Source organism: Streptomyces sp. CC208A (assembly GCF_030010625.1).
Classification (GTDB): Bacteria; Actinomycetota; Actinomycetes; order Streptomycetales; family Streptomycetaceae; genus Streptomyces.
Window position 1 is genome coordinate 105,956 of sequence record NZ_JASCXN010000003.1, and the last position, 19,404, is coordinate 125,359.

The 19,404-nt window shown below is 71.4% G+C and carries 11 protein-coding genes; 8 read left to right on the forward strand and 3 right to left on the reverse strand.

Going from position 1 to position 19,404, the window contains the following annotated elements:
• Positions 1-65: 65 nt before the first annotated feature.
• Positions 66-1,808 (reverse strand): glycoside hydrolase family 6 protein, encoded by a 1,743-nt coding sequence (locus QK442_RS04910; protein WP_282692562.1) that lies wholly within the window; start codon positions 1,806-1,808, stop codon positions 66-68.
• Positions 1,805-3,352 (reverse strand): cellulase family glycosylhydrolase, encoded by a 1,548-nt coding sequence (locus QK442_RS04915; protein ID WP_282692563.1) that lies wholly within the window; start codon positions 3,350-3,352, stop codon positions 1,805-1,807. The genes QK442_RS04910 and QK442_RS04915 overlap by 4 nt, the downstream gene beginning before the upstream one ends.
• A 390-nt stretch (positions 3,353-3,742) precedes the next feature.
• Between QK442_RS04915 and QK442_RS04920 the strand changes: the two genes are divergently transcribed.
• The 8 genes from QK442_RS04920 to QK442_RS04955 all read left to right on the forward strand — a co-directional run bounded on the left by QK442_RS04920 (position 3,743) and on the right by QK442_RS04955 (position 16,311).
• Entirely contained in the window at positions 3,743-6,658 is a 2,916-nt protein-coding gene (locus tag QK442_RS04920; protein ID WP_282692564.1) for a glycoside hydrolase family 48 protein, read from the forward strand.
• 179 nt (positions 6,659-6,837) lie between these two features.
• Positions 6,838-8,367, forward strand: coding sequence for an alpha-N-arabinofuranosidase (locus tag QK442_RS04925; protein ID WP_282692565.1), 1,530 nt, complete (start codon positions 6,838-6,840; stop codon positions 8,365-8,367).
• A 168-nt stretch (positions 8,368-8,535) separates the two neighbouring features.
• A complete protein-coding gene (locus QK442_RS04930; protein ID WP_282692566.1) occupies positions 8,536-9,825 on the forward strand; it encodes an extracellular solute-binding protein in 1,290 nt (429 codons plus the stop codon).
• Positions 9,825-10,829, forward strand: coding sequence for a sugar ABC transporter permease (locus QK442_RS04935; protein WP_282692567.1), 1,005 nt, complete (start codon positions 9,825-9,827; stop codon positions 10,827-10,829). Before QK442_RS04930 ends, QK442_RS04935 begins: the two co-directional genes overlap by 1 nt.
• Complete coding sequence (locus QK442_RS04940) at positions 10,826-11,683, forward strand: carbohydrate ABC transporter permease (protein WP_282692568.1); 858 nt, start codon at positions 10,826-10,828, stop codon at positions 11,681-11,683. Before QK442_RS04935 ends, QK442_RS04940 begins: the two co-directional genes overlap by 4 nt.
• 10 nt (positions 11,684-11,693) lie before the next feature.
• On the forward strand, positions 11,694-12,278 hold the full coding sequence (locus tag QK442_RS04945; protein WP_282692569.1) for a hypothetical protein: 585 nt from the start codon (positions 11,694-11,696) through the stop codon (positions 12,276-12,278).
• 230 nt (positions 12,279-12,508) lie between these two features.
• The gene (locus QK442_RS04950) at positions 12,509-15,241 is read left to right on the forward strand and encodes a Tat pathway signal sequence domain protein (RefSeq protein ID WP_282692570.1); all 2,733 of its coding nucleotides are present in this window, start codon (positions 12,509-12,511) and stop codon (positions 15,239-15,241) included.
• 17 nt (positions 15,242-15,258) lie between these two features.
• Complete coding sequence (locus tag QK442_RS04955) at positions 15,259-16,311, forward strand: rhamnogalacturonan acetylesterase (RefSeq protein WP_282692571.1); 1,053 nt, start codon at positions 15,259-15,261, stop codon at positions 16,309-16,311.
• A gap of 73 nt (positions 16,312-16,384) precedes the next feature.
• Here QK442_RS04955 and QK442_RS04960 read toward each other — a convergent pair whose 3' ends face one another.
• Positions 16,385-19,264, reverse strand: coding sequence for a glycoside hydrolase family 2 TIM barrel-domain containing protein (locus QK442_RS04960; RefSeq protein ID WP_282692572.1), 2,880 nt, complete (start codon positions 19,262-19,264; stop codon positions 16,385-16,387).
• Positions 19,265-19,404: the final 140 nt, after the last annotated feature.

The following is a 19,404-nucleotide window of genomic DNA, read 5'->3' on the forward strand; positions in this document are numbered from 1 at the left end:
CACGCGGCGGGGGCCGCCCCCGGTCCCGCCGGACCGGGGGACGGCCCCCTCTCCTCAGGGAGTCCCTACAGCGCGGGGTGGGCGTTCCTCATGAGCTCCTGGAACTGGGCCGAGAACCACTTGCCCGCGAGCGGGGCGTCCGGCAGCGCGCCCGACATGCTGTTCCCGTTGCGGACGTTGCCCGTGTAGGTCGGGTCGCACATGCGGTCGAAGCCCTTGCCCTCGTCGTTGGGGATCTCCTTCGAGGCGCCGTCGGACTCGCCCGGGGGCTTCATCCAGACGTACGCGTCGATGCCGGGGGCCGGGGCCGCCTGGGGCCGCTCGCCGAGACCCGCTCCGGCCTGGTTGCACCAGTTGCCGGGGTTGATGCGCCGGTCGTAGCGGCCGCCTTCGACGTAGGTGTCGACGCTGGTCAGCGAGCCCGGTCCGGTGGGCCGCTGGGCACCGCCCCAGCCGTTGCGGGAGGTGTCGATCAGCATGCCGAGCTTGCTGTCGAAGCCGAGCGAGACGAGCTTGTCGCGCATGGCCTGGGCGTAGGACAGCTCGTCGGCGTACCAGTTCCAGTCCACCCACTTCGACTGGCGCACGGAGGTGCCGTTGACGGTGTCGGTGATCTTGAAGTTTTCCTCCTTCAGCGCGCTGTAGTTGGCGGTGTTCACGATGAAGCCGTGGACGTTGGCGACGGTCGAGCCCTCGGCGGTCGCGGCCTGCTTGAACAGCTCGGCGGAGGGGCCGAAGTTGGAGTCCCAGCCCAGCCAGCCGTGGTGGCCCGCGTCCACGTAGTTGTAGACGTTCGGGATGGCGCCCAGCTTGCCCAGCGCGTAGCCGACGCCCTTGATGTAGTTGCCGTTCTCCTTCATCACGTTGCAGTTCTCGGTCGCCGTGTCGCGCCCGGCGACGTTGGTGACGAGGTTCGGCAGCGAGTCGATCTCCACGGTGGTGACGATCCGCAGGCCCGCGTACTTCGGGTCGGCGAGGATCGCGGCGATCGGGTCGATGTACTCGGTCTTGTACCGGTCGATCTCCGTCGGGCCCAGCTCGCCGTTGGAGGCGAGCGCGGCGCAGTCGCGGCCGGGCAGGTTGTAGATGACGAACTGCACGACCAGCTCGCCGTCGCCCTTCTGCCGCAGGGCCTCGTCGAGGTGGTCGCGCAGGCCCATGCCGCCGTTGACGCCGTTGATCGCGGCGGTGCGGTCCAGCCAGACGCCGGTGGGCTGGTTGGAGACCCTGCTGCCGCCCGGTTCGGCGGCGGCGTTCGCGGACCACTCGGGGTTCACGTACACCTTGGCGCCGACGTACGGGTTGTCCGCCTTCTGGCCGGGCGGCGGCGTCGTGGGCGGGGTGGTGGGCGGCGTGGTCGGGGGAGTGGTCGGCGGGTCGGTCGGCGGGGTGGCGGTGTTGCAGGTGACGCCGTTCAGCTTGAAGACGGCCGGCACGGAGTTGGTGCCGCTGTAGGAGCCGTTGAAGCCGAAGGAGGTCGAACCGCCGGTCGCGAGCGCCCCGTTGTAGGACATGCTCCGGGCGGTGACGGCGGCGCCGGACTGGGTGATGGTGGCGTTCCAGCCCTGGGTGACCTGCTGGTCGCCCGCGTAGCTCCACTCCAGCGTCCACGAGGACGTCGGGTCGCCGGTGTTGGTGACGACGACGTTGGCGCCGAAGCCGGTGTTCCACTGGTTGGTGATGGTGTAGTCGACCTTGCAGCCCGGGGTGGCTGCGCCGGCGGTGGTGCCGAAGACCGTGGCGGTGGCTCCGGCCGCCGTGACGAGGCCGAGGGCCGCCAGGAGGGCGGTACGGCTGGTGCGGCTCATGGGTGGGGTTCCTCTCGGGGGGTGAGGGCGCGCAGGTGGTCGCGCAGCCCGATGCCGAATGCGGTGGGTGTGCCGTCGTACGAGGTGATCAGCGCGGGACCGGAGTTGCAGTTCCAGGTGTTCCAGGTCCAGCCCAGGTACGAGAGCCCGCGGTCGTCGAACCACTGCATGACGCGATCGATGAACGCGTGTCCGCAGGTGTTCTCGCCGATCTCGCCGGCCAGCAGGGGTACCTGCGCGGCGACGGGGGCGAGGGTGTCGTTCCAACACGACTCGGTGGAGCAGGTGTTGAAGTTGTAGACGTGCCAGGCGGCGGCGAGATTCGCGGCCGGGTCGGTGGGACGGTACGTCAGCCACTGGCTCAGGTCGTTGGAGTACGCGAGGCCCGGGACGAGGATCAGGTTCTCCGCTCCCGTGGCGCGGACCGCGTCCACCAGGTCCTGCATGCCTGCGACTTCGTAGCCGATGCCGGGGCAGGTCCCTCCGTCGCGCCAGCAGGTCCATGCCTGGGTGGCGGTGGAGGTCGCCCGGTCCGGGTAGGGCTCGTTGAAGAGGTCGAAGACGACCCGCTTGTCGTTCTTGAACGTCTCGGCGACCGAGGTCCAGAACGCCGGGGTGTACCGGGCGTTCGGCATCGGCTTCTGGCAGGAGGCGTGGACGTCGCCGCAGCCCGAGGAGTTGCCGGTGTACTGGCCGTAGGACCAGTGCAGTTCGACGACCGGGGTCATGCCGTGGGCGAGGACCTTGGCGACCAGGTCCTCGACCGCGTCGATGTAGTTCGCGCCCCGGTACTCGGGCTTGATGTTGTCCAGGCCGAGCCAGCACTCCTCGTTGAGGGGGATGCGGACCGTGTTGGCCTTCCAGTCGGCGATCGCCCGGACGGAGGCGTCGTCGGCCGGGCCGTCCCAGATGCCGTGGCCCTGGACGCACATGAACTCGCCGCCGGAGCGGTTGACGCCGAGCAGCCGGCGGGTCGCGCCGTTCTGGTCGACGAACTTGTTCCCGGAGACGGAGAGTTCGGGTGCTCCGGAGACCGGGTCGGTCGGGGGAGTGGTGGGCGGGGTGGTCGGCGGGTCGGTGGGAGGCGGGGTGGTCGGATCGGTCGGGGGCGGGGTGGTCGGCCCGTCCGTGGTGCAGGGCGCGCCGTCGAGGGTGAACGCGGTGGGGGCCGTGTTGGTCCCCGTCCACGAGGCGATGAAGCCCGTCGTCACCTGCGCGCCGGCGCCGAGCCGGGCGTTCCAGCTCTCGTTGGTGACGGTGACGGCGGCGCCGGACTGGGTCCACTTGCCGCCCCAGCCCTGGCTGACCTGCTGTCCGGCGGGGAAGGAGAAGCCGAGGCTCCAGCCGTTCAGCGCGGTGCCGCCGTTGGTGACGGTGACGGCACCCTGGAAGCCTCCGGTCCACTGGTTGGTGACCGAGTACTCCACGGTGCAGGCGGGTGCGGCCGCGGCTCCTGAGGCCGTACCCACGAGGGCGAGCGCGGTGCTCGCCATCGTGACCGCTGCTCCGGCGAGCAGCGCGGTGAGACGTGGGGGATGTCGCATGAGCGAGTCCTCACAGCGAGGGCACGCCTCCTGCGGCGTGCCGACTGGATGGAATCGCTCCCACTGGTCGGGCAGACCGTAGCGGCAACGGCCGCCAAGGGAAAGAGGAGTTGTGGAAATTCCTCGTTACCCGCCTTCGACTCTTCGCGCGTCTTGACGTGGTTGCGTCACGCTTGCACAGTGGGAGCGCTCCCACTGGTTCAGGGCTTGTTCCCCATGCCCGCCCCGCACCACCGAGTGCCACCCCGCACCGCCAAGCGCTGCCGCACCACCGAGTGCCACCCCGCACTGCCGAGCACTTCCCCGTAGCGCCGAGTGCCACCCCGCACCACCCGAACGGCCCGCTCTTCGCACACCCCGACCTCCCGAGCCGCGAGGAGATCCACCCGCATGCCACCCCTGAGAAGACGACGCCCCCGCAGGCACCTGACCGCCCTGACCGCCGCGCTCTCCCTCCCCCTCGGCCTCCTGGTCGCCGGGGCGGGCACCGGCACCGCGCAGGCCGCCGCCCTCCAGTGCAGCGTCGACTACACGACCAACGACTGGGGTTCGGGCTTCACCGCCGAACTCACCCTGACCAACCGGGGCTCCGAGGCCCTGAACGGCTGGACGCTCACATACTCCTACGCCGGTGACCAGAAGCTCACCAACGGCTGGAACGGCGTCTGGTCGCAGTCCGGCAAGGACGTGACCGTCACCAACGCCGGCTGGAACGGTACCGTCGCCGCCGGCGCCGCCGTCACGACCGGCGGCCAGTTCACGTACAGCGGCGCCAACGCCGCCCCGACGAACTTCGCCGTCAACGGCACCCTGTGCACCGGTGCCCACCAGCCGCCGGTCGCCGTCCTCACCAGCCCCGCCGCCGGCGCGGTCTACGCCCAGGGCGACGCCGTCCCGCTGGCCGCCACCGCGGCCGCGGCCGACGGCGCCACCGTCGACAAGGTCGAGTTCTACAGCGACACGACCCTCCTTGGCACCGACACCACCGCGCCCTTCACCTACAGCGCCACCGGTCTCGCCACCGGCGCCCACTCGCTCTACGCCAAGGCGTACGACAGCCAGGGCGCCTCCGCCGAGTCCACCCCCGTCGGCATCACCGTCGCCGCAGGACCCGCCCTCGTCGCCACCCCGGGGCAGCTCGCCGTCCGGCAGGGCTCCACCGGCACCTTCGACCTCAAGCTGTCGAAGGCCCCGGCCTCGAACGTCACGGTCACCGTGGCCCGTACCTCCGGCAACACCAACCTGTCGGCCTCCCCGGCCACCCTCACCTTCACCCCGGCGAACTGGAGCACCGCCCAGAAGGTGACCGTCACCGCCGCCTCCACCGGCACCGGCATCGCCGTCTTCACGGCGACCGCCCCCGGTCACGCCAAGGCCGAGGTCCAGGCCACCCAGCTCGCGGCGGACTCCACCTACGACGCCCGCTTCCTCGACCTCTACGGGAAGATCACCAACCCGGCCAACGGCTACTTCTCGCCCGAGGGCATCCCGTACCACTCCGTCGAGACCCTGATCGTCGAGGCCCCCGACCACGGGCACGAGACGACCTCGGAGGCGTACAGCTACCTGATCTGGCTCCAGGCCATGTACGGCAAGATCACCGGTGACTGGACCAAGTTCAACGGCGCGTGGGACATCATGGAGAAGTACATGATCCCCACCCACGCGGACCAGCCGACGAACGCCGGCTACAACGCCTCGAAGCCGGCCGCCTACGCCCCCGAGTGGGACCTCCCCTCGCAGTACCCGGCCCGCCTCGACTCCGGCGTCACCTCCGGCTCCGACCCGATCGCGGCCGAGCTGAAGAGCGCCTACGGCACCGACGACATCTACGGCATGCACTGGATCCAGGACGTCGACAACGTCTACGGCTACGGCAACGAGCCAGGCAAGTGCTCCGCAGGACCGACGGCGACCGGCCCCTCGTACATCAACACCTTCCAGCGCGGCCCGCAGGAGTCCGTCTGGGAGACCGTCACCCACCCGACCTGCGACAACTTCTCCTACGGCGGCAGGAACGGCTACCTCGACCTCTTCACGGGGGACGACTCCTACGCCAAGCAGTGGAAGTTCACCAACGCCCCCGACGCCGACGCCCGCGCCGTCCAGGCCGCCTACTGGGCCGACCTGTGGGCCAAGGAGCAGGGCAAGGGCGAGCAGGTCGCCGCCACCATCGGCAAGGCCGCCAAGATGGGCGACTACCTGCGGTACGCCATGTTCGACAAGTACTTCAAGAAGATCGGCGACTGCGTCGGCCCGACCGCCTGCCCCGCGGGCACCGGCAAGAACAGCGCCCACTACCTGCTGTCCTGGTACTACGCCTGGGGCGGCGCCGTCGACACCTCGGCCGGCTGGGCGTGGCGGATCGGCTCCAGCCACAACCACAGCGGCTACCAGAACCCGCTCGCGGCCTACGCCCTCAGCTCCTACGCCCCGCTCAAGCCCAAGTCGGCCACGGGACAGGCGGACTGGGCCACCAGTCTCGACCGGCAGCTGGAGTTCTACCGCTGGCTCCAGTCGAGCGAGGGTGCCATCGCGGGCGGCGCCACCAACAGCTGGCAGGGCCGCTACGCCACCCCGCCGGCCGGTACCCCCACCTTCTACGGCATGTACTACGACGAGAAGCCCGTCTACCACGACCCGGCGTCGAACCAGTGGTTCGGCTTCCAGGTCTGGTCGATGGAGCGGGTCGCCGAGTACTACCAGCAGACCGGTGACGCCAAGGCGAAGACCGTCCTCGACAAGTGGGTCTCCTGGGCGCTGTCGGAGACCACCGTCAACCCCGACGGCACCTACCGCGTCCCGTCCACCCTCCAGTGGTCCGGCGCCCCGGACACCTGGAACGCGGCGAACCCCGGCGCCAACGCCGGCCTGCACGTCACCGTCGCCGACTACACCGACGACGTCGGCGTCGCCGCCGCCTACGCCAAGACCCTGACCTACTACGCGGCCAAGTCCGGCCACGCGGAGGCCAAGCGGGTCGCCAAGGCCCTCCTCGACGGCATGTGGGACCACCACCAGGACCCGCTGGGCATCGCCGTGGCGGAGACCCGCGCCGACTACAACCGCTTCGACGACCCGGTGTACGTGCCGAGCGGCTGGACCGGCGTGATGCCCAACGGCGACACGGTGAACTCCGGCTCCACCTTCGCCTCGATCCGCTCCTTCTACCAGGACGACCCGGCCTGGCCGAAGATCGAGGCCTACCTGGCGGGCGGCGCCGCCCCCGTCTTCACCTACCACCGGTTCTGGGCCCAGGCGGACATCGCCCTGGCCATGGGCTCGTACGCGGAGCTGCTCGAATAACAGCCCGCCCCGCGAGAGCGCGCTCCGCGTACGACGAGGCCGAGCGGACCCCTTCCGAGGGGCCCGCCCGGCCTTCGGGCCTCCGGAGAGGTGATCCATTGACCGGGCGCCGACCGCGCTCTTACGTTCTCGTTCGGAAACGCGGCCGTTGGTCGACATCTCGAACGAGAGGATCCCCCGTGTCACTTCCCGATGCGTCACTTCCCGAGCACCGCGCCCGCTTCACCATCGACCCCGACTTCACCGTCGGCCCCGTCGACCCCCGCCTCTTCGGCTCCTTCGTCGAGCACCTCGGGCGCTGCGTCTACACCGGCGTGTACGAGCCCGGCCACCCCGCCGCCGACGCCGACGGCCTGCGCACCGACGTCCTCGGCCTCGTCCGCGAGCTCGGCGTCACCGTCGTCCGCTACCCCGGCGGAAACTTCGTCTCCGGCTACCGCTGGGAGGACGGCGTCGGACCGGTGGAGCAGCGCCCGCGCCGGCTCGACGTGGCCTGGCGCTCCACCGAGTCCAACCGCTTCGGCCTGAGCGAGTTCATGGGCTTCCTGCGCAAACTCGGCCCGGAGGCCGAACCGATGCTGGCCGTCAACCTCGGCACCCGGGGCGTCGCGGAGGCCATGGACCTCGTCGAGTACGCCAACCACCCCGGCGGCACCGCCCTCTCCGACCTGCGGGCGAGCCACGGCGACAAGGACCCCTTCGGCATCCGCCTGTGGTGTCTGGGCAACGAGATGGACGGCACCTGGCAGACCGGCCAGAAGACCGCCGAGGAGTACGGGCGGCTCGCCGCCCAGACCGCCCGCGCCCTGCGCCGGATCGACCCGGACCTCGAACTCGTCGCCTGCGGCAGCTCCGCCCGCGACCTGCCCACCTTCGCCGCCTGGGAGGCGACCGTCCTCGCGGAGACGTACGAGGTCGTCGACCACGTCTCGCTGCACGCCTACTACGAGGAGACCGACGGCGACCGCGACTCCTTCCTCGCCTCCGCCGTCCACATGGAGGCGTTCATCCAGGAGGTCCTCGCCACCTGCGACCACGTCGCCGCCCGGCTGAAGTCGGAGAAGCGGCTCACGCTCTCCTTCGACGAGTGGAACGTCTGGTACTACAGCCGCCCCAACCCGCACCCCGTCAAGGACTGGCAGGAGGCGCCGAGGCTCCTGGAGGACGTGTACACGGTGACCGACGCGGTCGTCTTCGGCTCGCTCCTCATCACCCTGCTGCGTCACGCCGACCGGATCGCGGTGGCCTGCCTCGCCCAGCTGGTGAACGTGATCGCGCCGATCATGACCGAGCCCGGCGGGCCGGCCTGGCGGCAGACCACCTTCTTCCCCTTCGCCCAGGCCGCGCGGTACGGGCGCGGGACCGTCCTCGACGTGCGCCCGGTCTCACCGGCGTACACCACGGAGAAGTACGGCGAGGCGCCGCTGCTCCACGCGACCGCCGTGCGCGCCGAGGACGGCGGCGTCACGGTCTTCGCGGTCAACCGCGACCGGTACCGGGCGCTCCCCCTCGACGTGGTGCTGCGCGGCTTCGGGCTGGACCGGGTGGTGGAGCACAGCGCGCTGGCCGACGCCGACCCGGAGGCGTGCAACACCCTGGCCGAACCCGAGCGGGTGGTGCCGCACGCGGTGGCCGGCACGGAGCTCGCGGACGGGGTCCTGAGGGCCGTCCTGGAGCCGCTGTCCTGGAATGTCATCCGGCTCGCCTGACCCCCTCTTTGAATCCTTTCATCGCGGCGGAGCGCATCCGCGTTTCGAAGCGCTTCGAAAGATCCTCGTAGATCCTGTCCGAAGCGTTGACGTGGCTGACGGGCGACCCTACGGTGACCCAGCAAGCGCTTTCCTGAAACGTTCTAATCACGCGCGGGAGGACGAACTGTGCGTACTCATGGCACTGTCGACCGTCGGAGTCTGCTGAAGCTCACGGGTGGCTCGGTGGCGGCACTCGGTCTGACCGCGGCGGGCTGCGGAGGCGGCTCCGGCTCGGGAGGCGGCGACGGCACCGTCACCATCCGGTACACCTGGTGGGGCTCCGACGACCGCGCCAAGCGGATCAACCAGTCGATCGCCCTCTTCGAGAAGAAGTTCCCGAAGATCAAGGTCAAGACCGACTTCCAGCCGTACGCCGACTTCTGGAAGAAGTTCAACACCCAGGCGTCCGGCGGCAATACGCCCGACGTCTTCCAGAACGCCATCGGCTTCCTGCGCAAGTACGACGCCAAGAACGTCCTCCTCGACCTGCGCGAGCAGGTCGAGGCAGGAAACCTCCGCCTGGAAGGCTTCCGGGCCGGCCTGGAGAAGTTCGGCGAGGTCGACGGAAAGCTGCTCGGCGTCCCCGTCGGCAGCAACTCGATGGCCCTCGTCGTCGACCAGGCCGTCTTCGACAAGGCCAAGATCACCCCCAGGCCCGGCTGGACCTGGGACGAGTACCACGACGCCCTGGCGAAGATCCGGGAGACGGCCGGCCGGGCCGGCGACGCAGGACCTTACGGGATCATGTACCTGTACGACGTGTACCTGCGCCAGCAGGGCAAGGCGTTCTTCACCACCTCCGGACTCGGCTTCACCGAGGCCGACCTGACGGACTGGTGGACCAAGGCCGCCGCCCGGGTGAAGTCCGGCGTCTACGCCGACCCGAAGAAGACCATCCAGGCCAAGCCGAAGTCGGCCGTCACCGCCGGACTCGCCGGCTCCGAGTTCACCTGGGACAACTTCGCCGTCCGCTACACCGCCGAGGGCAAGAGCCGGTACGGACTCGCCCCCATCCCCACCACCGACGGCAAGCGCACCGGCCAGTACCTCGGCTCCCTCATGCTCAGCGCCTCCAAGCGCACCAAGCACCCCAAGGAAGTGGCCCGGTTCATCGACTTCATGGTCCACGACCCCGAGGTCGGCAAGATCATGGGCTACGACCGGGGCGTCCCCGCCACCGAGACCCAGTACACCGCCTACGTGCCCTCCGACCCGGTCGGCAAGCAGATCGCCGCGTACGAGAAGCAGCTCGTCGAGTCCCGCGTCCTGGAACCGATCACCCCGCACCCGGCCGGCGCCGACGTCTGCGAGGCGGCCTTCCTGCGCCTGTCCGAGGAGATGTCCCTGGGCACCCGGAGCGTCGAGGACGCGGTGAAGCAGTACTTCGCCGAGGCGAAGACGGCCCTCTCCTCCTGATGGACGCCGCCGTGACCACCGCACCGGTTCCCTCCGCTTCGGAGGCGGCACTCCCCGGGCCCGGGGCGGGGGCCCGGGCCCCCGGGAGCGGCCGCCCGCACCCGCGGAGCCGCACCGCCCGCCGCCAGAACCTCGCCGGCTACCTCTTCATGTCCCCGTGGATCGCCGGCTTCCTGCTGCTGACCGCGGGCCCCATGGCCGTCTCGCTCTACTTCGCCTTCACCGACTACAACCTCTTCGACGCCCCGCGGTGGATCGGCCTCGACAACTTCACCGAGATGTTCGGCGACCCCCGCTGGCGCACCTCCGTCGAGGTCACCGGCTGGTACGTGGTCCTCGGCACCCCGCTGAAGCTGGCCGCCGCCCTCGGCGTCGCCGTCCTCCTCAACCAGAGCCGGCGCGGACAGGGCTTCTACCGGGCCGCGTTCTACGCCCCCTCGCTCATCGGCGCCAGCGTCTCCATCGCCATCGTCTGGCGCGCCCTCTTCGCCGACGACGCCCCCGTCGACCGCGTCCAGCAGGCCCTCGGCTTCGACCCGGGCGGCTGGATCGGCGACCCCGACCGCATCATCTACGCCCTGATCGCCCTGACCGTCTGGCAGTTCGGCGCCCCCATGGTGATCTTCCTGGCCGGACTCAAGCAGGTGCCCCGCGAGCTGTACGAGGCGGCGCAGATGGACGGCGCGGGCCCCTGGCGCCGCTTCTGGTCCATCACCCTGCCGATGATCTCCCCGGTGCTCTTCTTCAACGTCCTCCTGGAGACCATCCACTCCTTCCAGATCTTCGGCTCCGCCTACATCATCGGCAGCCAGGGCAACGCCTGCGGCCCGGCCGACGGCACCCTCGTCTACACCTGCTACCTCTACGTCCAGGGCTTCGAGAACAGCCGGATGGGCCTGGCCTCCGCGATGGCCTGGATGCTGCTGCTCGCCGTCGGCCTGGTCACGGCGGTCCTGTTCTGGTCCCAGCGGCGCTGGGTGCACTACGAGGAGGGAGGCCGATGAGTCTCGTCCGCACCGGGGCGAGGGGCCCGCGCGCCGGGTCCCTCGCCTGGCACCTCGGCTCCCTCGCCGTCCTCGCCGTGGTGCTCTACCCGGTGATCTGGGTGATCGGCGGCTCGTTCAAGCCCAACGACGAGATCGTCGGCAGCACGGCCGTCTTTCCCACCGACCCCATCACCGACAACTACCGGCGGCTCGCCGACGGCATCGCCGACATCCCCATCTCCACCTTCTTCTCCAACTCGCTCTTCCTGGCCGTCGGTTCGGTGATCGGCGTGCTGGTCTCCAGCTCGCTCGCCGCCTACGCCTTCGCCAAGATCGACTTCGCGGGCCGGGGGCTGCTCTTCGCGCTGATGATCGGCACCCTGCTGCTGCCGTACCACGTCCTGCTCATCCCGCAGTACGTCCTGTTCCAGAAGCTCGAACTCATCAACACCTACACGCCGTTGCTGCTCGGCAAGTACCTCGCCGCCGACGCCTTCTTCGTCTTCCTGATGGTGCAGTTCATGCGCGGGCTGCCGAGGGAGCTGGACGAGGCGGCGCGCCTGGACGGCTGCGGCCACCTGCGGATCTACAAGTCCGTCGTTCTGCCGCTGTGCAGGCCGGCGCTCATCACCAGCGCCATCTTCACCTTCATCAACGCCTGGAACGACTTCATGGGCCCGCTGATCTACCTCAACGAACCCGAGAAGTACACCGTCTCCCTCGGACTGAAGATGTTCGTCGACCAGGACGGCGTCGCCAACTACGGCGGCATGATCGCCATGTCGCTGGTGGCGCTGCTGCCGGTGGTGGCGTTCTTCCTCGCCTTCCAGCGGTACCTGATCGACGGCATGGCCACCTCGGGGCTCAAGTGAGGGGGTTCCTGTGAAGGGAGAACGCTTCCGGGCCCGGTTCGGGGTGTTCGCCGAGTGCCTGCTGACGGGGGTGTGGATCGCCGTCGCCGCGCTGCCGCTCGTCACGCTCCCGGCCGCGCTCGCCGCCGGGGCCGGACACCTGCGGCGCACGGTCGAGGGCGAGGACACCGGGGCGCGGTCCTTCGCGGCCGAGCTGCGCGCCGCCCTGCGGGGCGGCGGCTGGGGCGTGGGCCTCGCCTTCTGGGCGGCGCTCGCCCTGGTCGCGGTCGACCTCGTCCTCGTACGGGCGCTGCCGGTGCCCGGCGGCCGGCCGGCCGGAGCCCTCGCGATCCTCGCCGCCCTGTGGGGGACCGTCACTGTGCTCCGGGCGGCCACCGCCTGGCGGCCCGGCGCCTCCTGGCGGGCCCTGCTCCAGGGCGCCGCCCGCCGGGCCCTGCGGGACCCGGCCGGTTCCCTGCTCGTCGTCTGCGGCCTGGCGGTCGTCGCCGCCTCGGCCTGGTTCTCCGCCCCGCTCGCCCTGCCCGCCCTGGGCCTCCTGGTCGCCGGCGCCCTCGCGGCGGAGCACCGTACGACGGCCGCCCGCGTGACCGTCTGACCCCCCTCCGCCCCCGGGGGCCGCCGCCCCTTTCCGTCGCGCCGGGCGACGGCCCCGGGGCCCGGCCTTCCCGGCCTCGCGGTCCGAAGCCGTACGTGGTCCCCGCCGGTCCCGGAGCCGTACGCGATCCTCGTCGGCCCTGGAGCCGTACGCGATCCCCGTCGGTCCCCGCTCCTTCCTCCCTCCCCCTCCCCGCGCATGCCACCGGCATGCCCTCGAAAGGAGTTCCCGTGTCCTCGATACCCCGCCGCTCCCTCCTCAAGGCGGCCGCCGTCGCCGGTGCCGCCGCCCAGTTCAGCTGGGTCCTCGGCCGGAACGAGGCGCAGGCCGCGCCCGCCGCCGAGACGGCCCCCGAGGAGCGGCCCGCCACCATCACCTGGCTGGAGCCGGGCGGCCTCGGCGCCGCCGGCGGGTCCACCTTCGGCGTCGCCTGGCCCAAGGGCGTACACGCCGGCGACACGGCGTTCGCGCTCACCACCGCCGACGGCGCGCCCGTCCCCGTCCAGACCTGGACCACCGCCCGCTGGCCCGACGGCTCCCTCAAGTGGACCGCCCACGCCGTCGGCCCCGAGGCCGCCGGCGCCGAACGCTTCTCGCTCGCCCCCGGCACGCCCGCGACCGGCGCGAAGACGGTCGCCGTCACCGAGACCGACCGCCGGATCACCGTCGACACCGGCCTCGTCAAGGCCGTGCTGCGGAAGGACGGCGGCAAGCTCGTCGAATCCCTGACCCGCGACGGCGTGAAGATCGCCACCGACGGACGGCTGGTGCTGCTGCGGCAGGGCGACCTCGACGACGGCGACCAGGGCAACGCCAAGTGGGAGCGGTTCGACGGCGAGATCTCCGGCGCCGTCGTCGAACAGACGGGGCCCGTCCGGGCCGTGGTCCGCATCGACGGCAAGCACTGCAAGGGCAGCCGCAGTTGGCTGCCGTTCTCGGTCCGGCTCTACTTCCACGCCGGCTCCGAGGCCTTCCGCATGGTCCACACGATCACCTATGACGGCGACCAGAACAAGGACTTCATCCGCGGCCTCGGCGTCCGCTTCACCGTCCCGATGCGCGACGCCTTCTACGACCGGCACATCCGCCTCGCCGGCGAGGGCTCCGGCTTCCTCACCGAGGCCGTCCAGGGCATCACAGGACTGCGCCGCGACCCCGGCGCCGCCGTCCGCGCCGCCCAGGTCAAGGGCGAGAAGCTGCCCGACCCGGCCACCTGGGACCAGCGCGTCACCAGCCGCCTCCCGTACATCCCCACGTGGGGCGACTACACCCTCTCCCAGCTGACCGCCGACGGCTTCGGCATCCGCAAGCGCACCAAGGCAGGACACGGCTGGATCCCGGCCGGCGGCGGCCGCCGCGCGAGCGGCTTCGGCTACGTCGGCGGCGCCAGCGGCGGACTCTCCTTCGGCCTGAGGGACTTCTGGCAGAAGCACCCCGCCCAGCTCGACATCAGGGGCGCCGCCGGCGACGAGGCCGAGGTCACCCTCTGGCTCTGGTCGCCCGAGGCCCAGCCCATGGACCTGCGCTTCTACCACGACGGCATGGGCCAGGACACCCACTCCGAGCAGCTCGAAGGCCTCAACATCACCTACGAGGACTACGAGCCCGGCTTCGGCACCCCGTACGGCATCGCCCGCACCAGCGAGCTGATGTTCTGGGCCGACGCCACCACTCCGACCGCCGCCGCCCTCGTCGCCCAGGCCGCCGCCGTCCGTGTCCCGCCGCAGCTCGCCGCGAGCCCCGAAGACCTCGTCCGCGCCCGCGTGTTCGGCGGACTCTTCTCGCCCGTCGACCGCTCCACCCCCGCGAAGGCGAGGATCGAGGACCGCCTCGACTACCTCTTCACCTACTACAAGGACCAGACCGAGCAGCGCCGTTGGTACGGCTTCTGGGACTACGGCGACATCATGCACACCTACGACGAGGACCGGCACCAGTGGCGGTACGACGTCGGCGGCTACGCCTGGGACAACTCCGAGCTCTCGCCCGACCTGTGGCTCTGGTACGCCTACCTGCGCTCCGGCCGCGCCGACGTCTTCCGCTTCGCCGAGGCCATGACCCGCCACACCGGCGAGGTCGACGTCTACCACCTCGGTACGTGGGCGGGCCTCGGCACCCGCCACGGCGTCCAGCACTTCGCCGACAGCGCCAAGCAGCAGCGGATCTCCACCGCCGTCTACCGCCGCCCCTACTACTTCCTCACCGCCGACGAACGCGTCGGCGACCTCATGCACGCGCTCGTCGACTCCGACGAGACCTTCCTCGTCCTCGACCCCATCCGCAAGATCCGCACCGAGCCCTACACCCCCGACCGCCACGCCCTCTCCATCGGCTTCGGCACCGACTGGAGCGGCCTCGCCGCCGCCTGGCTCACCGAGTGGGAGCGCGGCGGCCCCAAGGCCGCCAAGGCCGAGGCCCGCCTCCGCTCCACCATGGAGACGATCGCCGCCCAGCCCAACGGCTTCGTCCAGGGCACCGGCCTGTACGACCTCGACACCGGCCGCTTCGCGATCGCCGAGCAGCCCTCCGTCGGCGTCTCCCACCTCTCCGCCATGTTCGGCCTCGTCGAGATGTGCGCCGAACTCATCGACCTCATCGACATGCCCGCGTTCCGGTCGGCCTGGCTCGACTACTGCCGCTACTTCAACGCCTCCAAGACCGAACAGGCCGCCCGCTACGGCAAGAACTTCGGCACCCTCCTCCTCTTCCAGGGCCATTCCCGCCAGGACGCCTACGCCGCCGCCCAGCTGAACGACACCGCGCTCGCCCAGCGCGCCTGGGCCAAGTTCGACAAGAGCGACGGCTACACCTCCGCCATGGTCTGGGACAAGACGCCCGTGCAGGGCCCGGACGCCCTCGAACCCGGCTACGAACACCTCTGGATCAGCACCAACACCACCGCCCTCTACGGCCTCGCCGCCATCCAGAACCTCGCCCTCGTCGGCGACCACCTCCCCAAGTGACCTACCGGAGAACCCCGATGAAGAGGAAAACCGCCCTCGCGGCGACCCTGCTGACCCTCCTCACCGCCACGGCCACCACCACCGCGCACGCCGACACCCCGTACGGCCAAGGCCTCGACCACTGCACGACGGCCGCCGAACCCGGCGCTCTGGCCTGCCACTTCGACCTCGCCCCCGGCACGTACGACGTCACCGTCACCCTCGGCGGGGACACCGCCGGCGCGACCGCGATCACCGGCGAGACCCGCCGCGCCCTGCTCGCCGAGACCCCCACCGGCGCCGGCGAACGGATCCGCCGCTCCTTCACCGTCGACGTCCGCGACCCCGAGGGCGAACCCACCGGCCCCACCGGAACCCCCGGCCTCGACCTGCTCCTCGGCGGCCCCGCCCCGCGCGTGGCGGCACTCCGTATCAGCCCCGCCCCCACCGCCACCCGCCTCTTCCTGATCGGCGACTCCACCGTCTGCGACCAGCCCGGCGCCCCCTACACCGGCTGGGGCCAGCAGCTCCCCGTCCACCTGAAGCGGGGCACCGCCGTCGCCAACCACGCCGACTCCGGCGAGAGCACCGTCACCTACCTGGCCGACCCGGCCCTCTTCGACCGGGTCGAGGCGGAACTCCGCCCCGGCGACCCCGTCCTGATCCAGCTCGCCCACAACGACAAGCAGACCGACGCCCCCACCTACCGGGCCAACCTCACGACCCTCGTCGAGCGGATACGCGCCCGAGGCGCCACCCCCGTCCTCGTCACCCCCGTCGTCCGCCGCTGGTTCAACGCCGACGGCACCCTGAACAACGACATCGCCCTCCTCGTCAACGGCCTCGGCGTCGACCACCCCGCCGAGATCCGCTCCCTCGCCGCCACCCTCGGCACCCCTCTGATCGACCTCACCGCCCTCACCCGGGCCCGCGTCGAACACCTCGGCCCCGAAGCCTCCAAGGCCCTCTACCTGACGACCGAGAAACGCGACAACACCCACACCTCCCTCCAAGGCGCCACCGAATACGCCGCCCTCGTCGCCACCGAACTGAAGACCCAGGGCATCCTCCCGGAGCGGCGGTTCCGCTGACCTCCCCATGGCCCGCGGACGGCCCGCCCCTCACCCGAGGAGCGGGCCGTCCACACATCGGGGACCGGTGGCCTCAGCCCGTGGTGGGCGTGAACGACAGGGTGAAGGACGCCGGGGCCGGGTCCAGGCGGTGGGCGGGGAGGACGCCCGGGCCACAGGACTGAGAGCCGATGCCCTGGAGGGCGTGGTCCAGGTTCAGCCACAGGGTGTCGCCGGGGACCAGGTCCGGGCGATGGGCGGCGGCGTCCAGGTCCGCGTGGGTCCAGCGGCGGGCGGTGAACCAGAACACCGGCTCGCCCTCGATCCGTACGCCCGCGTCCCCGCCCGTCAGCTCCAGCCACCGGGTGTCGACGCGGGCGCCGTTCTCCTGCGGGCGCACGTACGGGGTCTGGAGGCCGGCCACCGTCGACTTCCAGCGGCCGAGCCGCGCGGCGGCCCGGGTGTCGGGGTACGCCTCGCCGGGGCCGCCGCCGTACCACTCGGCCCGGTCGAGCTCCGCCGGCAGGCCGAGGCGGACGCCGAGGCGGGGGAGCGGCACCGGCCACTCGCCCTCCGGCCGTACGTCCACGCCGAGCCGCACCACCGTGCCGTCGGAGGTCCAGCGGTACGTCACGGCCAGGCCGAGGTCGCGGGCGGCGGGTGCCACCCGGGTCCGGACCGTCAGGCTCTCGGCGGTCACCTCCACGCCGTCGGTGCGGTGCCGCATCCGGTGCAGGCCCAGCGTCCGCCACAGCGACCCGTACCGGGTGTCCGGCTGCCAGGGCGCCCCCTCGTCGTTGTCCGTCGGCGCCCGCCACACGTCGAGGCCGAAGCCGGTCACCGGCAGGCCGCCCAGGGCCAGCGGCGCGCCCGTCCGGACGTCGAACGCGGCCGGGCCGAGGAGGATCCGGTCGCCCTCCGCGGTCGGGGGGACGTCCGGGCCCGGCCGTGACGGAAGCGGCGCCGGGGCGGCCGGCAGCTGGCCCCAGGCCACCTCGTGCCCTGCGGGCGCCCACACCGCGTCGGCGGCGAGCACCGCCCGTACCGTCCACACCGTCTCCCCACCCGCCGGATGCGCCGGCGCGGCGGGCAGTGGCACCTCCGCGCGCTCCCCGGCCGGCAGCGGCGGCACGGCGAGCGTGCCCCGGCCGATCGCCCGCCCGTCCGCCAGGAACTCCCACACGAAGGCGAGCGCCGACAGGTCCGCCACGTCGTGGAGGTTGGTCACCGCGACCGTGCCCGGCCGCCCGCCGGGGGCGATCCTGACCGGTTCGACGACCTTCTTGTACTCGATCAGGCCCGGCGAGGGCGTACGGTCAGGGAAGAGCAGGCCGTCGCAGACGAAGTTCCCGTCGTGCAGTTCCTCGCCGAAGTCGCCGCCGTAGCCGTACCCGTGGACCGGGTGGGTCAGGCCGTGGTCGATCCACTCCCACACGAAACCGCCCTGGCAGCGCTCGTACGTCTCGAAGAGGCGCTGGTACTCGCTCAGACCGCCCGGCCCGTTGCCCATCGCGTGCGCGTACTCGCAGAGGATGAAGGGGAGTTCACGGCGGCGCGCCGGGCCTCCTTCCTCGCGGCGGCCGATCTCCTCGACCTCCGCGTGCGGCGCGTACATCCGCGAGTAGACGTCCGTGTCGGCGCAGGACCGGTCACCCTCGTAGTGCACCGGCCGCGACGGGTCGCGGTCCCGGATCCAGCGGGCCATCGCCCGCAGCCCCGCGCCCGTCCCGCACTCGTTGCCCAGCGACCACAGCACCACCGACGGATGGTTCTTGTCCCGCTCGACCTGCCGGGCCACCCGGTCAAGCAGCGCCGGCGTCCACCGTTCGTCGTCCACCGGGTTGCCCCGCCAGCCGAACTCCTCGAAGCCGTGCGTCTCCAGATCGCCCTCGTCGATCACCCACAGCCCGTAGGCGTCGCACAGGTCGAGGAAGGCCGGGTGCGGCGGATAGTGCGAGGTCCGTACGGCGTTGATGTTGTGACGCTTCATCAGCTCGGCGTCCGCGCGCATGGTCTCCAGGTCCACGGCACGGCCCCGCTCCGGATGGAACTCGTGCCGGTTCACGCCCCGGAAGAGGATCCGCCGTCCGTTCGCCTTCAGGACGCCGTCCTCCACGTACACCGAACGGAAGCCGATCCGCAGCCCGATCCGCTCCCCGCCGGCCGCGAGCACGCCCTCGTACAGCCGCGGCACCTCGGCGCTCCACGGCTCCACCGTCACCGTCACGGACTCCCCGGTCGCCAGGTCGAGCCCCAGCTCCGGAACCAGGACCCGGCCGGGCACGTCGCACTCCACCCTGAACTCACCGGTCCCGGTCGTGTGGTCGTACGAGGCGTGCACGAAGTGGTCGCCGGGCGCGCCCTCCGGACGGTGCAGCAGCGTCACCTCCCGGAAGATCCCCGGCAGCCACCACTGGTCCTGGTCCTCCAGGTACGAGCCCGAGGACCACTGGTGGACGCGGACCGCGAGCACGTTGTCCCGCTCCCGCAGCAGCGGACCGACCGCGAACTCGTGCGCGAGCCGGGACCCCTTGAACCAGCCCAGCTCCGTGCCGTTCAGCCACACCCGCGCACAGGACTCGACCCCGTCGAAGCGGAGCACCGCGCCACCGTCCCCGGGCCAGCCGTCCGGCAGGTCGAACCGGCGCAGATGGTCCCCGGTCGGGTTCTCGTCGGGCACGTGCGGCGGGTCGACCGGGAAGGGGTAGGCGATGTTGGTGTACGCCGGGCCGCCGAACTCCCCGTCCTTGCCCTGGAGCACCCAGTGCCCCGGCACGGCGACGGTGCGCCAGTCGCCGGCGTCGAAACCGGGCTCGGCGAAGGAGGCGTCCGCCGCGTCGGCGGCGGGGGAGAGGCGGAACGCCCAGTCGCCGTCCAGCGGCAGACGAGCGGCGTCGGAGTCCGCGGTCCAGGCGCGCGGCGGCAGGGTTCCCCGCTCGGGGGCGAACGAGGTGTACCAAGGCAGATCGGTCATGGTGCTCCCGTCGAAAGGGCTCGTTGGAAGGCTCGCTGGAAGGCTTGTCGGAAAGCTCGTCGGAAAGCTCGTCGGAAAGAGGCATGGGAGAGGCGAGGGGGCGCGGTCGTCCGGCGCCCGTCACGCCAGAAAGCGCTTGC